Below are 21319 nucleotides of genomic sequence, written 5' to 3'. Positions count from 1 at the left end.
GGCGTGTTATGCTATATCAATAGTATGTTGTAACTAATTAAGGGCTGCCATGGCAACTTACGATCTCATCGAAAGGCTTAACACCACATTTCGGGAAATAGAGCAGGCGTTACTGACCCTCACGGGGCAACTTCAGGACTGCCGCCTGCTGGCCGCCCGCGTCTTTTCCCTGCCCGAGGTGGCGAAAGGCGCGGAGCACGACCCGCTGAACACCATTGAGGTGACGCAGCATATTGGCAAGGCGGCGCTGGAAATGACGTTGCAGCACTTTCGTCGCCTTTTCATCCAGCAGCAGTCCGAAAATCGCAGCAGTAAGGCCGCCGTTCGCCTGCCCGGCGTCATCTGCCTGCAAACGGATGCCGCAACGCGTGAAGGAATTGAGGCGCAGATTACGCATATCAATACGCTGAAAGCCGCCTTTGAGAAGATTGTAACCGTTGAGTCCGGGCTGGCGCCGGCTGCCCGTTTTGAATGGGTGCATCGCCAGCTTCCGGGGCTGATCACCCTGAATGCTTACCGCACGCTGACGGTACTGCGCCACCCCGCCACGCTGCGCTTCGGCTGGGCCAACAAGCACATCATTAAAAATTTCACGCGCGATGAGATCCTGGCTCAGCTGGAGAAAAGCCTGAAATCGCCGCGAACGGTCGCCCCGTGGTCGCGGGAACAGTGGATTGAACGGCTGGAGCAGGAGTACCACAGCATTGCCTCCCTGCCAGCTGATACCCGTCTTAAAATAAAGCGTCCGGTGAAGGTACAGCCTATCGCCCGCGTCTGGTACGCCGGACAACAAAAGCAGGTGCAATACGCCTGCCCGACGCCGCTGATTGCGCTCTACGATGCCGATCAGGGTGCGGTGGTGCCGGATATCGGGGAACTGCTGAATTACGATGCTGAAAACGTTCAGCATCGCTATAAACCCCAGGCGCAGCCGCTACAGCTGATTATTCCGCGGCTGCACCTGTATGTGGCGCAGTGATTATCTGAGGCTGCCCACCATCGCTTCCGGGCGGACCCAGGCATCAAACTCGGCGTCCGTCAGGTAGCCCAGCGCCAGCGCAGAGGCTTTCAGGGTAAGCCCCTCTTTGTGCGCTTTTTTAGCGATTTCGGCCGCTTTGTCATAACCAATATGGGTGTTCAGCGCCGTTACCAGCATCAGAGACTCATTCAGCAGCTGGCTGATTCGCTCGCGATTAGGCTCAATGCCCACCGCGCAGTGCTCGTTAAAGCTCTCCATGCCATCGGCCAGCAGACGAATCGATTGCAGTACGTTGTGGATCACCATCGGACGATAGACGTTAAGCTCGAAGTTACCCGACGCGCCGCCCATGTTAACCGCCACGTCATTACCCATCACCTGACAGCACAGCATGGTCATGGCTTCGCACTGGGTCGGGTTCACTTTACCCGGCATAATGGAGCTGCCCGGCTCGTTTTCCGGAATGCTGATTTCGCCGATGCCGCAGCGCGGGCCGGAGGCCAGCCAGCGCACGTCGTTGGCAATTTTCATCAGCGAGGCCGCAAGCCCTTTCAGCGCGCCATGGGTATGCACCAGCGCATCACAGGTCGCCAGCGCTTCGAATTTATTCGGAGCGGTAACAAACGGCTGCCCGGTGATCTTCGCCAGCTCTTCGGCCACGCGCACCGCGTACTCGGGATGGGTGTTTAAGCCAGTGCCCACCGCCGTCCCGCCGAGCGCCAGCTCCGCCAGATGCGGCAGGCTGTTGTCGATATGCTTAAGATTGTGCTCCAGCATTGCCACCCAGCCGGAGATCTCCTGACCAAGCGTCAGCGGCGTGGCGTCCTGAAGGTGCGTACGACCAATTTTAACGATGTCGCGGAAGGCCTGCGCTTTCTCGTTAAGCGTAGATTTAAGCACGTTGAGCTGCGGGATAAGCTGCTCGCGGATTGCGATGACGGCCGCCACGTGCATGGCCGTCGGGAACACGTCGTTGGAACTCTGGCTTTTGTTCACGTCATCGTTCGGGTGGACCTTGCGCTCCATGCCGCGCACGCCGCCAAGAAGCTCGCTTGCGCGGTTCGCCAGCACCTCGTTCATGTTCATGTTGCTCTGGGTGCCTGAGCCGGTCTGCCAGATGGCAAGGGGGAATTCGTCGGGATGTTTGCCCGCCAGCACTTCGTCGGCGGCATTGATGATGGCGGTGGCTTTATCGGCATCCAGCAGGCCCAGATCCTGATTGACTTTGGCGGCAGCGCGTTTGGTCAACGCCAGCGCCTGGATTAGCGAGACGGGCATTTTCTCTGTCGAAATGCGGAAATGCTCCAGCGAACGCTGGGTTTGTGCGCCCCATAGCTTGTCGGCCGGGACGTCGATGGCGCCCATGGAGTCTTTCTCGCGGCGATGCATTGTCATTACTTACTCCTTGATAACAAAGATGGGATTGCTCACATGCTTAAGAGATAAGTATTGATGACTTCTGAGAAACGTTATGGCGCTTTGTGCGCTCTTTTTGATGTCGGGTGGTGGCTGCGCCTTACCCGACCTACGAGAATGCAGGCCGGGTAAGCGTCAGCGCCACCCGGCAATTTACAGACTTACTTCACACACGCCGAACACTGGGAAGACTGGATCTGTTTGAAGAAGTCGTTACCTTTGTCATCCACGAGGATGAACGCCGGGAAGTCTTCCACTTCAATTTTCCAGATCGCTTCCATACCCAGTTCCGGGTACTCCACGCACTCCAGGCTCTTGATACTGCCCTGCGCCAGCACCGCTGCCGGGCCGCCTATGCTGCCGAGGTAGAAGCCGCCGTGCTTGTGGCACGCGTCCGTCACCTGCTGGCTGCGGTTGCCTTTCGCCAGCATGATCATGCTGCCGCCGTTGGCCTGCAACTGGTCGACGTAGGAGTCCATACGGCCCGCTGTGGTTGGGCCTAACGAGCCGGAAGCATACCCGTCAGGCGTTTTTGCCGGGCCTGCGTAGTAGATCGGGTGATCTTTAATGTACTGCGGCAGCCCTTCGCCGTTGTCCAGGCGCTCTTTCAGCTTCGCATGGGCGATGTCGCGGCCCACGATAATCGTCCCGTTCAGGGAAAGGCGCGTTGAAACCGGATACTGCGAAAGCTGCGCGAGGATCTCTTTCATCGGACGATTCAGGTCCACGCGAACCGCTTCCCCCTCGCCCGCTTTACGCAGTTCTTCAGGAATATATTTGCCCGGGTTGTTCTCCAGCTTCTCGATCCAGATGCCGTCGCGGTTGATCTTCGCCTTGATGTTGCGATCCGCCGAGCATGAGACGCCCATGCCCACCGGACAGGAAGCACCGTGGCGCGGCAGGCGGATTACGCGAATGTCATGCGCGAAGTATTTGCCGCCAAACTGCGCGCCCAGGCCCAGATTCTGCGCTTCGGCCAGCAGTTCCTGCTCAAGCTGCACGTCCCGGAACGCCTGACCATGTTCGTTACCTTCCGTTGGCAGGCCATCGTAGTATTTGGTTGATGCCAGCTTAACGGTTTTCAGGGTGCTTTCGGCAGACGTACCGCCAATCACAAACGCGATATGGTACGGCGGGCAGGCCGCGGTGCCGAGGGTGCGCATCTTCTCGACCAGATAATTCTTCAGCTTGCCCGGGGTAAGCAGCGCTTTGGTTTCCTGGTAAAGATAGGTTTTGTTGGCTGAACCGCCGCCTTTGGCGATGCAGAGGAATTTGTACTCGTCACCGTCGACGCTGTAGAGGTCAATCTGCGCAGGCAGGTTGGTGCCGGTGTTCACCTCTTTGTACATATCCAGCGCCGCGTTTTGCGAATAGCGCAGGTTGTCTTCGGTGTAGGTATTGTAAACGCCGCGCGCCAGCGCCGCTTCGTCACCGCCGCCGGTCCAGACGCGCTGGCCTTTTTTACCGGTGATAATCGCCGTGCCGGTGTCCTGGCAGGTCGGCAGAATGCCTTTCGCCGCGATATCAGAGTTACGCAGGAATTGCAGAGCAACGTACTTATCGTTCTCACTGGCTTCCGGGTCGCTCAGGATATCAGCAACCTGCTGCTGATGCGCCGGACGGAGCATAAAGGAAGCATCATGGAAGGCTTGCTGCGCCAGCAACGTCAGCGCCTGCGGGTCAACTTTGAGGATTTCCTGCCCTTCAAACTCAGAGACAGAAACGTAATCGCGGGTTAACAGGTAATACTCGGTCTGATCCTGACTGAGGGGGAAAGGATCCTGATAATGGAAGGGTTTATTCGACATTGTTCTCTCACTTACTGCTTCGGTCTGTTTATTCAGGGCAGATGTTCCGCTGCCCGGCTTAAAAGCGAGTCAGCTTATCCTACACAATTTTTTAACAAAAACTGAGACTAGTACGACTTTTTACATCCGCAGGTTACTTCCATTCGGTTTATTGCTTTAATACGCGGAGTTAATTCCACATATGAATCAGGGCTTGATAATGCAAAAACTCATCAACTCAGTGCAAAACTACGCCTGGGGAAGTAAAACTGCGTTAACGGATCTCTACGGTATCGCCAACCCGGACAACCTGCCGATGGCAGAGCTGTGGATGGGCGCGCATCCGAAGAGCAGCTCAAAAATTGAAGATGCCAGCGGCCAGGTTCGCAGCCTGCGTGACGTCATCGACGCCGACAAAGCCGCACTGCTCGGCGATAAAGTGGCGAATCGTTTTGGTGAGCTGCCGTTTCTGTTCAAGGTATTGTGCGCCGACCAGCCGCTCTCCATTCAGGTTCACCCGAACAAAAAAGCCTCTGAGCTGGGCTTTGCCAAAGAAAATGCCGCCGGTATTCCGTTAGACGCCGCAGAGCGTAACTACAAAGATCCTAACCACAAGCCGGAACTGGTTTTCGCCCTGACCCCTTTCCTGGCGATGAATGCCTTCCGCGAGTTTTCCGAGATCATCTCCCTGCTGCAACCGGTCGCCGGGGCTCACAACGCGATCGCCCATTTCCTGGAAAGCCCGAACGCAGAAGCCTTGAGCGAGCTGTTTGCCAGCCTGCTGAATATGCAGGGCGAGGAAAAATCCCACGCGCTGGCGGTGCTGAAAGCCGCGCTGAACAGCCAGCAGGGTGAGCCATGGGACACCATTCGCGTAATTTCCACGTTTTATCCGGACGACAGCGGTCTCTTCTCTCCGCTGCTGCTGAACGTGGTGAAGCTCAACCCGGGCGAAGCGATGTTCCTGTTCGCTGAAACCCCGCACGCCTACCTGAACGGCGTGGCGCTGGAGGTGATGGCTAACTCCGATAACGTACTGCGCGCGGGCCTGACGCCAAAATACATCGACATCCCTGAGCTGGTTGCCAACGTGAAGTTCGTGGCGAAACCTGCTGCGGAGCTGCTTACGCAGCCGGTGAAAAACGGCGCAGAGCTGGACTTCCCGATTCCGGTTGACGATTTTGCCTTCTCGCTGCACGACCTCAGCGCAGACGAAACCGCCATTGCACAGGAGAGCGCAGCGATCCTGTTCTGTGTAGAAGGCGAAGCGACATTGCATAAAGATAGCGAGCGTCTGGTGCTTAAACCGGGTGAATCCGCCTTTGTCGCGGCCAACGAGTCGCCTGTCCGGGTGAGCGGTACCGGTCGCCTGGCGCGTGTTTTTAATAAGCTTTAGGGACTTACTGAATTTTTTAACAACTCTTGCTAAGCTAGTAACAGGCGTTGTAACACCAGGCGGTTTTAACCGCCTGGTTTCATTTTAGGGATAATCGCAATGAAAAAATCGGTCGTAGCGGTAGGAGTGATTGTTGCTTTAGGCGTGATCTGGACGGGTGCTTCCTGGTATACCGGGAAACAGCTGGAAAGCCGTCTGGCAGAGATGATGACGCAGGCAAACAGCGAGATTAAGCGCAGCGCGCCTGAAGCAGGTCTGGAGCTGAGCTACCAGAACTACCAGCGTGGCGTGTTTACCAGCCATATGCAGGTGGTGGTGAAGCCGGTTGCGGGTAATCAGAACGCCTGGCTGAAACCGGGCCAGAGCTTGGTGCTGGATGAAGTGGTCAGCCACGGTCCGTTCCCGCTGGCGCAGTTGAAAAAGTTTAACCTGATCCCCTCCATGGCATCCGCCAGAACCGTACTGGTGAATAACGAGGTGACGAAGCCGATTTTCGATATGGCGAAAAATGAGTCGCCGTTTGAGATCAATACCCGCATCAGCTATGCCGGTGATACGCATTCCGACATCGACCTGAAAGCCCTGAATTACGAACAAGGCACTGACAAAGTCGCCTTCAGCGGCGGTAATTTCCAGCTTGATGCCGATCGCGACGGCAAGAATGTCTCCCTGACCGGCGATGCCGCCAGCGGCCTGGTGAATTCAGTCAATGAATATAACCAGAAGGTTCAGCTTACCTTCAACAACCTTAAAGCCAGCGGCAATAGCCGTATGACCGATTTTGATGAGCGTATCGGCGACCAGAAACTGAGCCTCGATAAGATCGCCATTGCGATCGAAGGCAAAGAGATGGCGGTGCTGGAAGGCATGGATCTGGACGGTAAGTCTGACGTCTCCAAAGACGGTAAAAGCATCAACACCCAGCTGGATTACAGCCTGAAAAGCCTGAAAGTACAGAATCAGGATCTGGGTACCGGTAAGCTGTCTCTGAAAATCGGCAACATTGACGGCCAGGCGTGGCATGAATTCAGTCAGAAATACAGTAAAGAGAGCCAGGCTCTGCTGACCGATGCCGCCCTGCAACAGAACCCGCAGGCGTACCAGCAGCAGGCGATGACGGTGCTGTTTAATAACCTGCCGATCCTGCTGAAGGGCGAGCCGGTGATTACCGTTGCGCCACTGAGCTGGAAAAACGGCAAAGGCGAAACCAACTTCAACCTGTCGCTGTTCCTGAAGGATCCGGCCGCTGCGACCGGCGAACCGCAGACCCTGGCGCAGGAAGTTGACCGCAGCGTGAAATCGCTCGACAGCAAGCTGACCATCCCGATGGATATGGCGACCGAGTTCATGACGCAGATTGCGAAACTTGAAGGGTATGGTGAAGAAGATGCAGGGAAACTGGCAAACCAACAGGTGAAAGGCCTGGCGGCGATGGGCCAGATGTTCCGCATCACGAAGGTGGAAGACAACACCATTTCCACCAGCCTGCAATATGCTAATGGCCAGGTGACGCTCAACGGCGACAAAATGCCGCTGGAAGAGTTTGTCGGTATGTTTGGTATGCCGACGCTGGGCATTCCGGCACCGGCTGAACCGGCAGCGCCACCGGCAGTGCCGCAGCAGTAAACGAAAAACCCCTCGCATGAGGGGTTTTTTATTGCCGGGTGGCGCTGACGCTTACCCGGCCTACGATCATGAGCCGTTGCAGGCCCGTGCAAGCAAAGCGTTTACTTCACGGTCACTAACCGCGCAGCCACAATCTGATGCCCGGCCTGCACGTCCGTATTTTCAATGCGCTGCATGATCCTGTCTGCCAGGGTGTACCCCATTTCACGAGCCGGCGTCGTCGCCCAGACGATGGGGAGATCGTCTAACGCATTTTCACCGACATCCGCAAACGCCCCCAGCGCCACCTGATGGCCGAAGAACGTTTCTACCCCGCCCTCACCGCTCTGGCGTCCGGCGCGGATCAAACCGAACCACGCCCCCATCGCAATGACGTCGTTATAGCAAATCACCGCGCTGATCGTCGGGCTGTTGCGGAGCAACGTGCCGATGGCTTCCGCGGCTTTTTTCTGGCTGGATTCACACTCCACCACCCATTCGCTGTGAAACGGCAGGCCATATTTGATGAGCGTGGAGCAGTAACCGCCCACCCGCTCGGCACGCGTCAGGGACGAGCTTTTACCGCCGAGCCAGGCGATGCGCTGATGGCCGCGATGAATAAGATGCTCGGTCAGCATTTGCGCGGCCTGCATGTTATCCGGCCGAAGGGTATCGGCTTCGTCGAGATAGCTGGCGCGCGACGCAAACACCAACGGTACGCCTTTCTGCGCCGCGCGCTCACACAATTCACTGCCCACGCCGGACGCGCCGGCCACGATCACCCCATCCACCCCTTGCGTCAGCAGCATATCCAGCCTGGAGAGCAGCTGCTCCGGTTCGCGCCCACCGTGGAGCAGGAAAACCATTCGCCCCTGAGCCTCAAGCGCCTCGGTAAGCCCGGCGGTCAGTTCCGCATAAAACGGCGACGCGAGGTCGCGAACGATCAGCCCTATCACCCCGCTTTGCCCACCGCGCAGCGCCGACGCCTGGCGATTACGCACAAAGCCCAGCTGCTCAACGGCCTCGTTGACGCGCTGACCCGTTGCAGGAGAGATGCGCCCCTTCCCGCTCAATACCAGCGAAACGGTGCTGACGGAAACCCCCGCCGCGAGCGCGACATCGTTGATGGTGATCTTTTTCGCTACAGCCATGTGGTGGCGTGACTCCTTGATAATGAGATCGCTAAAACGTTTTATCAATACGTTATCTTTATACTACCAGTAAAAGCCTGAGAATGTGATTTAGCGCGCACTAAAGTTTGATAAAACGTTTTATCTTCTCGCCCCATCGAGGTCGTTAAATCTCTTTCTACCATTTAAGGAGTCGTTTTATGACGACGAAAGCAGCACAAAAAATATCGCTGTGGGAGTTTTTCCAGCAACTGGGTAAAACCTTTATGCTGCCCGTGGCGCTTCTCTCTTTTTGCGGGATCATGCTGGGGATTGGCAGCTCGTTAAGCAGCCATGACGTCATTACCCTGATCCCTTTCCTCGGAAATCCGGTACTTCAGGCGATCTTCATCTGGATGAGCAAGGTCGGATCGTTTGCCTTTAGCTTCCTGCCGGTAATGTTCTGTATCGCCATCCCTCTGGGTCTGGCGCGCGAAAATAAAGGCGTGGCGGCGTTTGCGGGCTTCGTTGGCTATGCGGTCATGAACCTTGCGGTTAACTTCTGGCTGACTGCCAAAGGGATCCTGCCCACGACCGACGCGGCGGTACTGAAAGCCAATAACATTCAGAGCGTGATTGGTATTCAGTCCATCGATACCGGGATCCTTGGAGCCGTGATCGCGGGGGTAATTATCTGGATGCTGCACGAGCGCTTCCACAACATCCGCCTGCCCGATGCGCTGGCCTTCTTCGGCGGGACCCGCTTTGTGCCAATCATTACGCTGGTTGTGATGGGTCTGTTTGGTCTGATCATCCCTCTGATTTGGCCGATTTTTGCCATGGGGATCACCGGTATCGGCCGCATTATCAATGGCGCGGGTGATTTCGGCCCGATGATTTTCGGTACGGGTGAACGTCTGCTGCTGCCATTTGGTTTACAGCATATCCTGGTTGCCCTGATCCGCTTTACCGAAGCCGGCGGTACCATGGACGTTTGCGGTCATTCCGTTAGCGGTGCGCTGACCATCTTCCAGGCCCAGCTGAGCTGCCCGACCACTCACGGCTTCTCTGAAAGTGCGACGCGTTTCCTCTCTCAGGGTAAAATGCCTGCCTTCCTCGGCGGCCTGCCGGGCGCAGCGCTGGCGATGTACCACTGTGCCCGTCCGGAAAATCGTCATAAAATTAAAGGTCTGCTGATCTCCGGCGTTATTGCCTGCGTGGTGGGCGGTACGACAGAACCTATCGAGTTCCTGTTCCTGTTCGTAGCGCCGGTACTGTACCTCATCCACGCCGTACTGACGGGCCTGGGCTTTACCGTGATGGCTGTGCTCGGTGTGACCATCGGTAACACCGACGGTAACGTGATTGACTTCGTGGTATTCGGTATCCTGCACGGCCTGTCCACCAAGTGGTATCTGGTGCCGGTTGTGGCCGCCATCTGGTTCGCGGTTTACTACGGGATCTTCCGCTTCGCCATCACCCGCTTTAACCTGAAAACGCCTGGCCGCGATACCGATACGGCCACCAGCGTTGAACAGGCGGTAGCCGGTACCGTTGGGAAATCCGGATATAACACGCCGGCTATTCTGGCGGCGCTGGGCGGTGCGGATAACATTACCTCTCTGGATAACTGCATCACCCGCCTGCGTTTGTCGGTGGCGGACATGTCCAAAGTGGATACCAACGCACTTAAAGCTAACCGGGCTATCGGCGTGGTACAGTTAAATCAACACAATTTGCAGGTCGTCATTGGCCCGCAGGTACAGTCAGTGAAGGATGAGCTGGCAACCCTGATGCGAACCGTCGAAGCCTGATGCCTCGCCCCCCTCGTCATGAGGGGGTTTTACTTTACGGAGCACCGTCATGTTTGATTTTTCTACCGTCGTGAATCGACACGGCACCTGGTGTACCCAGTGGGATTATGTCGCTGACCGTTTTGGCGCTGCCGACCTGCTGCCCTTCACCATCTCTGATATGGATTTCGCCACCGCCCCCTGCATTACCGATGCGCTGCACCAGCGAATAAACCACGGGGTGTTTGGCTACAGTCGCTGGAAAAATGACGAATTTCTGGCCGCCGTGGCGCACTGGTTCCGGCAACGCTTTAACAGTCAGATTGATACCGAAACCGTGGTGTATGGGCCGTCGGTCATTTATATGGTCTCGGAGCTAATCCGCCTCTGGTCCTCGCCTGGCGACGGCGTGGTGGTCCATACCCCGGCTTACGATGCCTTTTATAAAGCCATCGACGGCAACCAGCGTACCGTTGTTTCCGTGCCGATGCAGAAAACAGCGCATGGCTGGGAGGGCAATATGGCCGCGCTGGAAGCAGCGCTGTCAAAACCGGAAAACAAGGTGCTGCTGCTGTGTAGCCCGCAAAACCCGACCGGCAAAGTCTGGACGCGGGAAGAGCTGACCACAATGGCGGCCCTGTGTGAACGTTATGACGTAGCGGTGATCAGCGACGAAATTCATATGGACATGGTATGGGGCACGCATCGTCATACCCCGTGGAATGAGGTTGCGCGCGGTAAATGGGCGCTGCTGACCTCGGGTTCCAAAAGCTTCAACATTCCGGCGCTGACGGGTGCCTGGGGGCTTATCGCCGATGACGCCAGCCGTAGCGCCTATCTGAATGCATTAAAAGGTCGGGACGGACTCTCTTCCCCTTCCGTGCTGGCGCTGACCGCGCACATTGCTGCCTACCGACAGGGAGAACCCTGGCTGGACGCGCTGCGGACCTATCTCGAAGAAAACCTGCGCTACATTGCTGACGAACTGAATACTGCATTTCCGACACTCAACTGGCAACCGCCCGAGGCCACCTATCTGGCATGGATCGATCTCAGCCCGCTTGGCATTAATGACAATACGCTGCAAAACGTGCTGATTGATCAGCAAAAAGTGGCCATCATGCCGGGATATACCTATGGGGATGAAGGTAAAGGCTATGTGCGTCTGAACGCCGGCTGTCCGCGTAGTAAGCTTGAACAGGGCGTTCAACGCCTTATCGCCGGCATCAACACTCTGCTGTAAATCATTTGCGCAACGGAATATTCCCTTGCGCAAATAGCTTTTTACCCCGTTTTGTTTTTATAATATGGCGCACTTTAACCAGCAAAGAGTGCGACCATGATTGATACACGCCTGCCTTTAACTGATATTCACCGCCACCTCGACGGAAACATTCGTGCCCAAACCATTCTCGATCTTAGTCGCCAGTTCAATTTAACCCTCCCTGCCGAAACGCTTGAAACCCTGATCCCGCATGTTCAGGTCACGTCGAACGAACCGGATCTGGTGAGTTTTCTGAGCAAGCTCGACTGGGGCGTGAAGATGCTGGCCTCGGTCGATGCCTGTCGCCGTGTCGCCTTTGAAAACATCGAAGATGCTGCGCGTAACGGCCTGCACTATGTTGAACTGCGTTTCTCCCCGGGCTATATGGCGATGACCCACAACCTCCCCGTAGCGGGCGTGGTTGAAGCGGTCATTGAAGGCGTGCGTGAAGGCTGCAAAACCTTTGACGTTCAGGCGCGTTTGATTGGCATTATGAGCCGTACCTTCGGTGAAGCGGCCTGTCTTCAGGAGCTGGAAGCATTACTGGCGCATCGCGACCAGATCACCGCCATCGACCTGGCCGGTGACGAGCTGGGCTTCCCGGGCAGTCTGTTCCTGTCTCATTTCAACCGCGCACGTGATGCAGGATGGCATATTACCGTTCATGCGGGGGAAGCTGCGGGGCCGGAAAGCATCTGGCAGGCCATTCGTGAACTGGGTGCGGAACGTATAGGTCATGGCGTGAAAGCCATTGAAGATCGCGCGCTGATGGATTTCCTCGCCGAACAACGTATTGGGATCGAATCCTGCCTGACCTCCAATATTCAGACCAGTACAGTAGCGTCGCTGGCGCAACACCCGCTGAAAACCTTCCTCGAACACGGGGTGCTGGCTTCGCTGAACACGGACGATCCGGCGGTTCAGGGCGTGGATATTATTCACGAATACAACATCGCCGCACCACAGGCCGGGCTGAGCCGCGAGCAGATCCGTCAGGCGCAAATCAACGGGCTGGAGATCGCCTTCCTGACGCCTGAAGAGAAACAGGCGCTGCGCGATAAAGTTGCTCAGTAGTCCTCTTTACTGCCGGGTGGCGCTGCGCTTACCCGGCCTACGAAAGCGTTTGGCACTTATGCCAGACAGAGCGTTGCGCGATGTTTGGCAGATTCGATCCCGAGCTCGATGAGCTCCATAATCTGGATTGCCTGGCTTGCGGGAACCGGATTTTCACCTGAACCGTTCAGCGCGTCACGAATGGCGGCGTAATACGCCGGATAGTTCCCCGGCAGGGTCAATACCGTCTCTTCAACCAGTACCTCACCCTCTGCACGCGTCACCACCCCGTCGCGCATGTCGTAGCCCCAGTCCTCCTGCGGTAAGCGTTCGCCATTTTTGAGGCGATCTTCCTGCGGATCCAGGCCGAACTTCACATAGCTGCCGCGCGCCCCGTGGATGATATAGCGGGCCGATTCCGCCGCCGCAAGCATTGTCCCGTGCAGCACAATGCGCCGCTGCGGATAACTCAAAATGGCATGGAAATAGTCGGTGGTCTGCGCCCCCGGCCTGAGCTGCGCTAATTCGACCGTCATGCTCACGGGCAAACCAAACAGATGAACGGCCTGATCGAGAAGATGCGGCGCTAAGTCATACCAGATGCCGCTACCCGGTCCCGCCTGCTCGCGCCAGCGATCTCGCACCTGCGGACGATAACGATCGAAGTGCGACTCAAAAAAGGCAATTTCGCCGAGCGTGCCTTCGTTTATCAGCGCTTTAACCGTCAGGAAATCGCTGTCCCAGCGCCGATTGTGAAAGACCGATAATAACCGACCCAGACTTCGCGCCAGCGCATCCAGCTCGCGCGCCTGTGACAACGTCACGGTGAAGGGCTTATCGACAACAACATGTTTCCCTGCCTCCAGCGCCGCTTTCGCCAGGGGGAAATGAGTGTCGTTAGGAGTAGGAATGACAATAAGGTCAATATTAGGATCGTTAAACAGATGCTTAGGCTCCGTTACCACCGGCACGGCTGGCCAGTCGGCGCGGACCTTAGTCTCATCGCTGCTTGTGATAGCCGCCAGTTCCATTCCCGGCGTGCCGGCAACCAGCGGAGCATGAAAGGTTTTGCTTGCGTACCCGTAGCCAATAAGACCGACGCGGATGTTTTCACTCATCGTTTACCCCCTCGCTGTGCGCTTATTTATCACTGGCCTTGTGCTTAACGCACAGATTAATAATGTGCCCTGTGAGTTAAAATAGCATCTCGCGACAGCGTTTTTTGTTACCTCGCATTAAAGTGTGTATATGGGTTCGAGGAATCGTTCCCAAAGCGCTTGCTCTGGCGAAAAGGGCGCTGTAACATTTGTAATCTGTATTTATGGATAAATTACAAACACAAATTATGTCGTCAATAATTAATCGAATCATTGAATTAGCGGGATGGATTGTCCTTGGGGTTTCAGTCGTGTTGCTCGGCATTGCCAGCCATATCGATAACTACCAGCCGCCGGAGCCTGTTACTGTCGCACAACAAAAGTAAGCCGTGTCGTCATAAAGCGTGACACATTACGTCATGGAACGTATTGCCAGCCGTAATGAACGGGGTTACCCTTCTCTTCCAGGCATCTGCTGATGCCTGATTCTTCGCAAAGAAAACTCCTAATTTCGTCGCGTTACCCGAGTGGACAGTTTACGTCTTTATTAATCCGTTTATTATTCGAACGCATTACCTTTATGGGTATTACCCTTTTATATGGAAACTTATTAATATGACAGTTCAGGACTATTTATTAAAATTTCGCAAGATCAATTCCCTTGAAAGCCTGGAAAAACTGTTTGACCATCTGAACTACACGCTGTCGGATAATCAGGACATCATCAATATGTACCGCGCTGCTGACCATCGTCGCGCCGAACTGGTCTCTGGCGGTCGTCTGTTCAATGTGGGGGAAGTGCCTAAATCCGTATGGCGTTACGTTGTATAAGAAAGTAGCCTTCGGCGTGAAATGTTATATACTCTTCGCCCTGCAAATTTCTGTATAACATTTCGCGCAGACTATGGGAGAGCGTATGACCGCATTGCCTGGAGAGAGAATTGGGGGCTGGTTAATCGCCCCGCTGGCATGGCTGCTGGTGGCATTATTAAGCGCTTCGCTGGCGCTGTTGCTATACACCACCGCACTGGTTACGCCTCATGCTATCCAGACACTGATGTCCCAGAGTGCGCTCAATATTGCAACGTGGTTTGTGTCGTTCGTTTTCGCGATCGCGATGTGGTACTACACGCTGTGGCTGACTATCGCCTTCTTCAAACGCCGCAAAAGCGTGCCAAAACATTACATTATCTGGCTGCTGGTCTCCGTGCTGCTGGCTGTCAAAGCATTCGCTTTCTCGCCAGTGTCTGACGCGCTGGCGGTTCGCCAGTTACTGTTTCCGCTACTGGCGACGGCGCTTCTGGTCCCTTATTTCAAGCGTTCGACGCGCGTTAAGAAGACCTTTGTCAACCCGTAATAACCTTACAGTTAACCTGTTGTGGCCTGTTGTCGTTTATCCGATAATAGGCGGCTATTTTATTTCAGGCTAAATAATGACCGATTACTTACTGCTCTTTGTCGGAACTGTGCTGGTTAATAACTTCGTACTGGTGAAGTTCCTTGGCCTGTGCCCGTTTATGGGCGTCTCCAAAAAGCTGGAGACGGCAATGGGCATGGGGCTGGCGACCACCTTCGTGATGACGATGGCCTCCATTTGCGCATGGCTGATTGATACCTGGATCCTGATCCCGCTCGACATGCTCTACCTGCGCACCTTGTCCTTTATTCTGGTCATTGCGGTTGTGGTGCAATTTACCGAGATGGTGGTGCGGAAAACCAGCCCTGCCCTGTATCGCCTGCTGGGCATTTTCCTGCCTCTCATCACCACCAACTGCGCGGTGCTGGGCGTGGCGCTGCTCAATATCAACCTTGGGCATAATTTCCTGCAATCGGCGCTGTACGGTTTTTCCGCGGCGGTCGGTTTCTCTTTTGTTATGGTCCTGTTCGCCTCGATTCGCGAGCGTCTGGCCGCGGCGGATATTCCCGCGCCGTTTCGCGGTAACGCCATCGCTCTGGTGACCGCAGGTTTAATGTCTCTGGCCTTTATGGGCTTTAGTGGTCTGGTGAAGTTGTAATGAGTGCTATCTGGATTGCCATCGCGTCCATCAGCGTACTGGGACTCGTCTTTGGCATCATTCTGGGTTATGCCTCCCGCCGGTTTGCGGTGGAGGACGATCCGGTGGTTGAAAAAATTGATGAACTTTTACCGCAGAGCCAGTGCGGGCAGTGCGGCTACCCTGGCTGCCGCCCTTACGCTGAGGCGGTGGGCGTGCAGGGCGAAAAGATCAACCGCTGCGCACCGGGTGGCGAAGCGGTCATGCTTAAAATAGCTGCCCTGCTGAACGTCGATCCCCAGCCTGTCGACGGCGATGAACAGGCCCAGGAGCCCGTTCGTGCCCTTGCTGTCATCGACGAAGCCAACTGCATTGGCTGCACCAAATGTATTCAGGCGTGTCCTGTTGACGCCATTGTGGGCGCAACGCGCGCGATGCACACCGTTGTGGCGGATCTGTGCACCGGCTGTAATCTCTGCGTGGCGCCCTGCCCGACGCAGTGTATAGAACTACGCCCGGTTGAAACGACTACTGAAAGCTGGAAGTGGGACCTTCAGACCATTCCGGTTCGCAATATTCCTGTGGAACAACATGCTTAAGTTATTTTCTGCCTTCAGAAAAGAGAAGATCTGGGATTTCGACGGCGGCATTCATCCGCCTGAGATGAAATCGCAGTCTAACGGCACGCCGCTGCGCCAGATCCCGCTGGCGACCCGTTACGTTATGCCCCTTAAACAGCATATCGGCGCGGAAGGTGAACTGTGCGTGAAAGAAGGCGATAGCGTTCTTCGCGGCCAGCCGCTGACCTTTGGTCGCGGACGGATGTTGCCGATACATGCCCCGACTTCCGGTAAGGTGGTGGCTGTTGCCCCCCATACCGTTGCCCATCCGTCGGCGTTGTCTGAGCTGAGCGTGATCATTGAAGCCGATGGTGAAGACCGCTGGATCGATCGTGACGGCTGGAGCGACTACCGTTGCCACAGCCGTGAAGCGCTGATTGAACGCATTCATCAGTTCGGCGTGGCGGGTCTGGGAGGCGCAGGCTTCCCGACTGGCGCTAAGCTTCACGGCGGCGGCGATAAAATCGAAACGCTGATCATCAACGCCGCCGAGTGCGAACCGTACATCACCGCCGATGACCGTCTGATGCAGGACTGTGCCGCGCAGGTGGTGGAAGGGATTCGCATTCTTGCGCATATTCTGCAACCCCGCGAAGTGCTGATCGGTATTGAGGACAATAAACCGCAGGCCATTTCGATGCTGCGTGCGGTACTGGCGGACAGCCACGATATCGCCCTGCGAGTGATCCCGACCAAATACCCGTCCGGCGGGGCAAAACAGCTGACGCAGATCCTGACCGGCAAACAGGTCCCCCACGGGGGCCGTTCGTCCGACATCGGCGTGCTGATGCAAAACGTGGGAACCGCCTACGCGGTGAAACGTGCGGTGATTGATGGCGAGCCATTGACCGAGCGCGTCGTCACGCTGACCGGCGAGTCCGTCTCCCGTCCCGGCAACGTCTGGGCGCGTCTGGGTACGCCGGTGCGTCATCTGCTGGAACAGGCTGGCTTCTGCCCGGGTAGCGATCAACTGGTCATTATGGGTGGCCCGCTGATGGGCTTTACCCTGCCGTGGCTGGATGTGCCGGTGGTGAAGATTACCAACTGCCTGCTCGCCCCTTCCCCAACGGAGATGGGCGAAACGCAGGAAGAGAAAGGCTGCATACGCTGTAGCGCCTGTGCGGACGCATGCCCGGCAGATTTACTGCCGCAGCAGTTGTACTGGTACAGCAAAGGCCAGCTGCACGATAAAGCCCAGGCGCATAACCTGGCTGACTGTATTGAATGCGGTGCCTGCGCCTGGGTCTGCCCAAGCAATATTCCGCTGGTGCAATACTTCCGTCAGGAGAAAGCCGAAATCTACGCCATCTCCATGGAAGAAAAACGTGCCGCTGAAGCGAAGGCCCGCTTTGAAGCGCGTCAGGCGCGACTGGAGCGCGAGAAACAAGCCCGTCAGGAACGCCATAAGCAGGCTGCCGTCCAGCCTGCGGCGAAAGATCAGGATGCCATTAACGCAGCCCTGGCCCGCGTGCGCGAGAAGAAAGCCACCGCCGCCCAGACGGTTGTGATCGCTCCGGGAGAAAGACCGGACAACAGCGAAGCGATTGCGGCCCGCGAAGCGCGTAAAGCCGAAGCTCGCGCGCGTCAGGCGGAGAAAGCGCAACACGCCAAACCGGAAGCCGATATCGACCCGCGTAAAGCGGCAGTGGAAGCGGCTATCGCCAGGGCAAAAGCCCGTAAGGCCGGTCAGCAGACAGTGGTGGTTGAACAGGAAGCGACGGATCCGCGCAAGGCGGCCGTTGAAGCCGCTATCGCCCGTGCCAAAGCACGAAAAGCGGCACAGGTTCAGCCTGCCGAAGAGAGTGAAGCGCCTGTCGACCCGCGTAAAGCCGCCGTTGAAGCGGCCATCGCCCGTGCCAAAGCACGAAAAGCGGCACAGCAGGACGAACGGCCTGCTGCCGCCAACGACGATCCACGCAAAGCCGCAGTCGCCGCCGCGATTGCGCGCGTTCAGGCAAAGAAAGCCGCGCAGCAAGCCGTTAACGAGGATTAAATGGTTTTCAGAATTGCAAGTTCCCCTTATACCCATAACCAGCGCCAGACATCGCGTATTATGATGCTGGTGTGCCTGGCCGCGCTGCCAGGTATTGCCGTACAGTGTTGGTTTTTCGGCTGGGGTACGCTTTTCCAGTTAGTTCTGGGTTGCGCCAGTGCCGTAGCAGCGGAAGCAGCGATCCTGAAGCTGCGCAAAATGGAAGTGACTCGCATCCTGAGCGATAACTCCGCCCTGTTGACCGGCCTGTTGCTGGCCATCAGCATTCCCCCGTTCGCCCCGTGGTGGATGGTGGTATTGGGAACGGTGTTTGCGGTGATCATCGCCAAGCAGCTGTACGGCGGGCTGGGCCATAACCCGTTTAACCCGGCGATGATTGGCTACGTGGTACTGCTGATCTCCTTCCCGGTACAGATGACCAGCTGGCTGCCGCCGCATGAGATCGCCGCCACCGTCCCCGGCTTTATGGATGCCCTGCACGTTATCTTTACCGGCCACACCGCGCTGGGCGCAGATATGAACGCGCTTCGCATGGGCGTGGACGGCATCAGCCAGGCCACCCCGCTCGATACCTTCAAAACCTCCCTGCGTGCCGGACACAGCGTGGAGCAGGTGATGAAATCGTCTATTTACAGCGGCGTACTGGCGGGTGCTGGCTGGCAGTGGGTCAATCTGGCCTATTTGTTGGGCGGCGCGTTCCTGCTGCAACAGAAGGCAATCCGCTGGCATATTCCGGTGAGCTTCCTGGTGACGCTGGCCGCCTGCTCAACGCTCGGCTGGGTCATCTCACCTGAGTCACTGGCCAGCCCGCAGCTCCATCTGCTCTCCGGCGCGACCATGCTCGGGGCATTCTTTATTCTGACCGATCCGGTCACCGCCTCTACCACCAACCGAGGACGTCTGATTTTCGGCGCGCTGGCGGGTTTGCTGGTCTGGCTTATTCGCAGCTTTGGCGGTTATCCGGACGGCGTGGCATTTGCCGTGCTGCTGGCTAACATCACCGTTCCGCTCATAGACTACTACACGCGGCCACGCGTGTACGGTCATCGCTAAGGGTCACGCCATGCTAAAAACAATGCAAAAACACGGCGTTACGCTGGCGATCTTCGCTGCCGCCCTCACCGGGCTGACCGCGCTGGTAAATGAACTGACGAAAACTACCATTGCAGAGCAGGCAATGAAGCAGCAAAAGGCGCTGTTCGATCAGGTGATCCCATCCGACCTCTACGATAATGACCTGCAAAAAAGCTGCTTTGTCGTGCAGGCTCCGCAGCTCGGTAAAGGACCCCATCGTGTTTATATTGCCCGCAAGGGCGATAATCCCGTGGGTGCCGTCATGGAAGCCACCGCGCCGGACGGTTACTCCGGTGCGATTCAGCTGCTGGTTGGCAGCGATTTTTCCGGCACCGTGCTGGGCACGCGCGTGACGGAACATCACGAAACGCCGGGCCTTGGAGACAAAATTGAAACACGCTTAAGCGACTGGATCTTACACTTCGCCGGAAAGATGATTCATGGCGAAGACGATCCTGCTTTCGCGGTGAAAAAAGATGGCGGCGAGTTTGACCAGTTCACGGGCGCCACGATTACCCCACGCGCGGTGGTCAACGCCGTCAAGCGCGCCGGGCTGTATGCCGAAACGCTGCCCGCGCAGATCAATCATCTTTCCACCTGTGAGGAGTGACCATGAGCCAGGTTAAAGAGGTTATCGTCCAGGGTCTCTGGAAGAACAACTCCGCGCTGGTACAGCTGCTGGGGCTGTGTCCGCTGCTGGCGGTGACGTCTACCGCCACCAACGCGCTCGGGCTGGGGCTGGCGACCACGCTGGTGCTGACCCTGACTAACTTTTCCATTTCTGTTTTGCGCCGCTGGACGCCGTCGGAAATCCGTATTCCGATCTATGTCATGATCATTGCGTCGGTGGTCAGCGTGGTGCAAATGCTGATTAACGCCTACGCATTTGGCCTGTACCAGTCGCTCGGGATTTTCATTCCGCTTATCGTGACTAACTGTATTGTCGTAGGCCGCGCTGAAGCCTTTGCGGTGAAAAACAATCCGGCCATATCCGCGCTGGATGGTTTTTCCATCGGCATGGGCGCGACTGCCGCCATGTTCGTCCTCGGCTCTCTGCGTGAAATTTTGGGCAACGGTACGCTCTTCGACGGTGCGGACGCGCTGCTTGGCGGCTGGGCGAAGTCGCTGCGTATTGAGGTGTTCCATACGGACACTCCATTCCTGCTGGCCATGCTGCCGCCTGGCGCCTTCATTGGCCTTGGGATGATGCTGGCGTTAAAATACCTGATTGATGAAAAACGTAAACGCCGCGCCGCTGAGCGCAGCGTACAGGAAGGGATCCCCGAGAAAGCAGTATGAATAAAGAGAAACGCATTGCGATCCTGACGCGCCTGCGCGATGAGAATCCTCATCCAACGACAGAGCTGAATTTTAACTCGCCGTTTGAACTGTTGATCGCGGTGCTGCTCTCTGCACAGGCGACGGACGTGAGCGTCAACAAAGCCACGGCCCTGCTCTACCCTGTCGCCAATACGCCGCAGGCCATGCTGGAGCTGGGCGTTGAAGGTGTGAAATCCTATATCAAGACCATTGGCCTGTTTAACAGCAAGGCCGAAAACGTCATTAAGACCTGCCGGATCCTGCTGGAGCAGCACGGCGGTGAAGTCCCGGAAGACCGCGCTGCGCTGGAAGCGTTGCCGGGCGTGGGGCGTAAAACGGCAAATGTGGTGCTGAACACGGCGTTTGGCTGGCCGACTATCGCCGTGGATACCCATATCTTTCGCGTCTCTAACCGTACCCGGTTCGCGCCAGGTAAAAACGTGGAAGAGGTGGAAGAGAAGCTGTTAAAAGTGGTCCCGGCGGAATTTAAGGTGGACTGCCACCACTGGCTGATCCTGCACGGACGGTATACCTGTATTGCCCGTAAGCCACGCTGCGGTTCCTGCATTATCGAAGATCTCTGCGAATACAAAGAAAAAGTCTATCCCTGAGCGTAAACCACCTTACTTCTTACCTGTTCAAGCCCTTAAAATTAACAAGGGCTCTGATATCTTCCCGATTGACCATAAATTGCCCTCTCTTTCTCCTTTAGGCATTGTCGATTCTTCGGTCATTTAACACTCAAACAGGTTAATAGTTTTTTCATCACCAAAAATTTCTATACATCTGTGATCGCGATCACTCTGATAACCTGATGTT

General features: G+C 56.4%; 20 protein-coding genes. 16 read left to right on the top strand and 4 right to left on the bottom strand.

Translation table 11 applies throughout. The features are described 5' to 3' along the window. The first annotated feature begins 49 nt into the window (after window positions 1–49). The gene (tus, locus tag L379_RS12900; protein ID WP_023296464.1) at window positions 50–979 is read left to right on the top strand and encodes a DNA replication terminus site-binding protein; all 930 of its coding nucleotides are present in this window, start codon (window positions 50–52) and stop codon (window positions 977–979) included. Here the strand turns inward: tus and fumC are convergent, their stop codons facing one another. Both fumC and fumA read right to left on the bottom strand, forming a co-directional pair. Beyond that, a complete protein-coding gene (gene fumC / locus L379_RS12905) occupies window positions 980–2374 on the bottom strand; it encodes a class II fumarate hydratase (protein ID WP_017693543.1) in 1395 nt (464 codons plus the stop codon). Window positions 2375–2556: 182 nt separating this feature from the next. Next, on the bottom strand, window positions 2557–4203 hold the full coding sequence (fumA, locus tag L379_RS12910; protein WP_015570656.1) for a class I fumarate hydratase FumA: 1647 nt from the start codon (window positions 4201–4203) through the stop codon (window positions 2557–2559). A 199-nt stretch (window positions 4204–4402) separates the two neighbouring features. On the opposite strand from fumA, the gene manA reads away from it, so the two are divergent. Together manA and L379_RS12920 are read left to right on the top strand one after the other, a co-directional pair. After that, a complete protein-coding gene (gene manA, locus L379_RS12915) occupies window positions 4403–5578 on the top strand; it encodes a mannose-6-phosphate isomerase (RefSeq protein ID WP_032653368.1) in 1176 nt (391 codons plus the stop codon). 99 nt (window positions 5579–5677) lie between these two features. Continuing rightward, window positions 5678–7204 (top strand): YdgA family protein, encoded by a 1527-nt coding sequence (locus tag L379_RS12920; protein ID WP_032653365.1) that lies wholly within the window; start codon window positions 5678–5680, stop codon window positions 7202–7204. Window positions 7205–7305: 101 nt separating this feature from the next. Here the strand turns inward: L379_RS12920 and L379_RS12925 are convergent, their stop codons facing one another. Then, window positions 7306–8334, bottom strand: coding sequence for a Mal regulon transcriptional regulator MalI (locus L379_RS12925; protein WP_022647925.1), 1029 nt, complete (start codon window positions 8332–8334; stop codon window positions 7306–7308). A 179-nt stretch (window positions 8335–8513) separates the two neighbouring features. Here L379_RS12925 and malX point away from each other — a divergent pair, with 179 nt between their 5' ends. The 3 genes from malX (at window position 8514) to add (ending at window position 12423) form a co-directional block, all read left to right on the top strand. Further along, on the top strand, window positions 8514–10106 hold the full coding sequence (malX, locus tag L379_RS12930) for a maltose/glucose-specific PTS transporter subunit IIBC (protein WP_023324552.1): 1593 nt from the start codon (window positions 8514–8516) through the stop codon (window positions 10104–10106). A 49-nt stretch (window positions 10107–10155) separates the two neighbouring features. Beyond that, entirely contained in the window at window positions 10156–11328 is a 1173-nt protein-coding gene (locus tag L379_RS12935) for a MalY/PatB family protein (RefSeq protein WP_032653362.1), read from the top strand. Window positions 11329–11424: 96 nt separating this feature from the next. Beyond that, the gene (gene add / locus L379_RS12940) at window positions 11425–12423 is read left to right on the top strand and encodes an adenosine deaminase (protein ID WP_032653360.1); all 999 of its coding nucleotides are present in this window, start codon (window positions 11425–11427) and stop codon (window positions 12421–12423) included. 56 nt (window positions 12424–12479) lie between these two features. Here add and L379_RS12945 read toward each other — a convergent pair whose 3' ends face one another. Next, the gene (locus L379_RS12945; RefSeq protein WP_032653355.1) at window positions 12480–13520 is read right to left on the bottom strand and encodes an oxidoreductase; all 1041 of its coding nucleotides are present in this window, start codon (window positions 13518–13520) and stop codon (window positions 12480–12482) included. Between the two features lie 239 nt (window positions 13521–13759). Here L379_RS12945 and blr point away from each other — a divergent pair, with 239 nt between their 5' ends. The 10 genes from blr (at window position 13760) to nth (ending at window position 21111) form a co-directional block, all read left to right on the top strand. Continuing rightward, on the top strand, window positions 13760–13885 hold the full coding sequence (blr, locus tag L379_RS0124010) for a division septum protein Blr (RefSeq protein ID WP_151884424.1): 126 nt from the start codon (window positions 13760–13762) through the stop codon (window positions 13883–13885). A 229-nt stretch (window positions 13886–14114) separates the two neighbouring features. After that, the gene (gene ydgT / locus L379_RS12950; RefSeq protein ID WP_000217941.1) at window positions 14115–14330 is read left to right on the top strand and encodes a transcription modulator YdgT; all 216 of its coding nucleotides are present in this window, start codon (window positions 14115–14117) and stop codon (window positions 14328–14330) included. A gap of 85 nt (window positions 14331–14415) precedes the next feature. Beyond that, window positions 14416–14856, top strand: coding sequence for a DUF2569 domain-containing protein (locus L379_RS12955; protein WP_015570663.1), 441 nt, complete (start codon window positions 14416–14418; stop codon window positions 14854–14856). Window positions 14857–14932: 76 nt separating this feature from the next. Continuing rightward, window positions 14933–15514, top strand: a complete 582-nt coding sequence (gene rsxA, locus L379_RS12960) for an electron transport complex subunit RsxA (protein ID WP_000133206.1) — start codon at window positions 14933–14935, stop codon at window positions 15512–15514. Next, on the top strand, window positions 15514–16092 hold the full coding sequence (rsxB, locus tag L379_RS12965; protein ID WP_015570664.1) for an electron transport complex subunit RsxB: 579 nt from the start codon (window positions 15514–15516) through the stop codon (window positions 16090–16092). The genes rsxA and rsxB overlap by 1 nt, the downstream gene beginning before the upstream one ends. Beyond that, the gene (rsxC, locus tag L379_RS12970; RefSeq protein WP_032653352.1) at window positions 16085–18106 is read left to right on the top strand and encodes an electron transport complex subunit RsxC; all 2022 of its coding nucleotides are present in this window, start codon (window positions 16085–16087) and stop codon (window positions 18104–18106) included. The genes rsxB and rsxC overlap by 8 nt, the downstream gene beginning before the upstream one ends. Continuing rightward, window positions 18107–19159 (top strand): electron transport complex subunit RsxD, encoded by a 1053-nt coding sequence (gene rsxD / locus L379_RS12975; protein WP_032653350.1) that lies wholly within the window; start codon window positions 18107–18109, stop codon window positions 19157–19159. A 10-nt stretch (window positions 19160–19169) separates the two neighbouring features. Further along, window positions 19170–19790 carry an electron transport complex subunit RsxG gene (gene rsxG, locus L379_RS12980; RefSeq protein ID WP_003857590.1) on the top strand — a complete coding sequence of 207 codons (621 nt, stop codon included), beginning with the start codon at window positions 19170–19172 and terminating at the stop codon, window positions 19788–19790. A gap of 2 nt (window positions 19791–19792) precedes the next feature. Next, window positions 19793–20479 (top strand): electron transport complex subunit E, encoded by a 687-nt coding sequence (locus tag L379_RS12985; protein ID WP_003857592.1) that lies wholly within the window; start codon window positions 19793–19795, stop codon window positions 20477–20479. Continuing rightward, on the top strand, window positions 20476–21111 hold the full coding sequence (gene nth / locus L379_RS12990) for an endonuclease III (protein WP_015570668.1): 636 nt from the start codon (window positions 20476–20478) through the stop codon (window positions 21109–21111). The genes L379_RS12985 and nth overlap by 4 nt, the downstream gene beginning before the upstream one ends. Window positions 21112–21319 lie beyond the last annotated feature (208 nt).

The sequence above is a fragment of the Enterobacter sp. MGH 33 genome (assembly GCF_000534535.1).
Taxonomy (GTDB): domain Bacteria; phylum Pseudomonadota; class Gammaproteobacteria; order Enterobacterales; family Enterobacteriaceae; genus Enterobacter; species Enterobacter hormaechei_C.
Note: the sequence above shows the minus strand (reverse complement) of the source record. Positions and strands in the feature narration are given on the sequence as shown.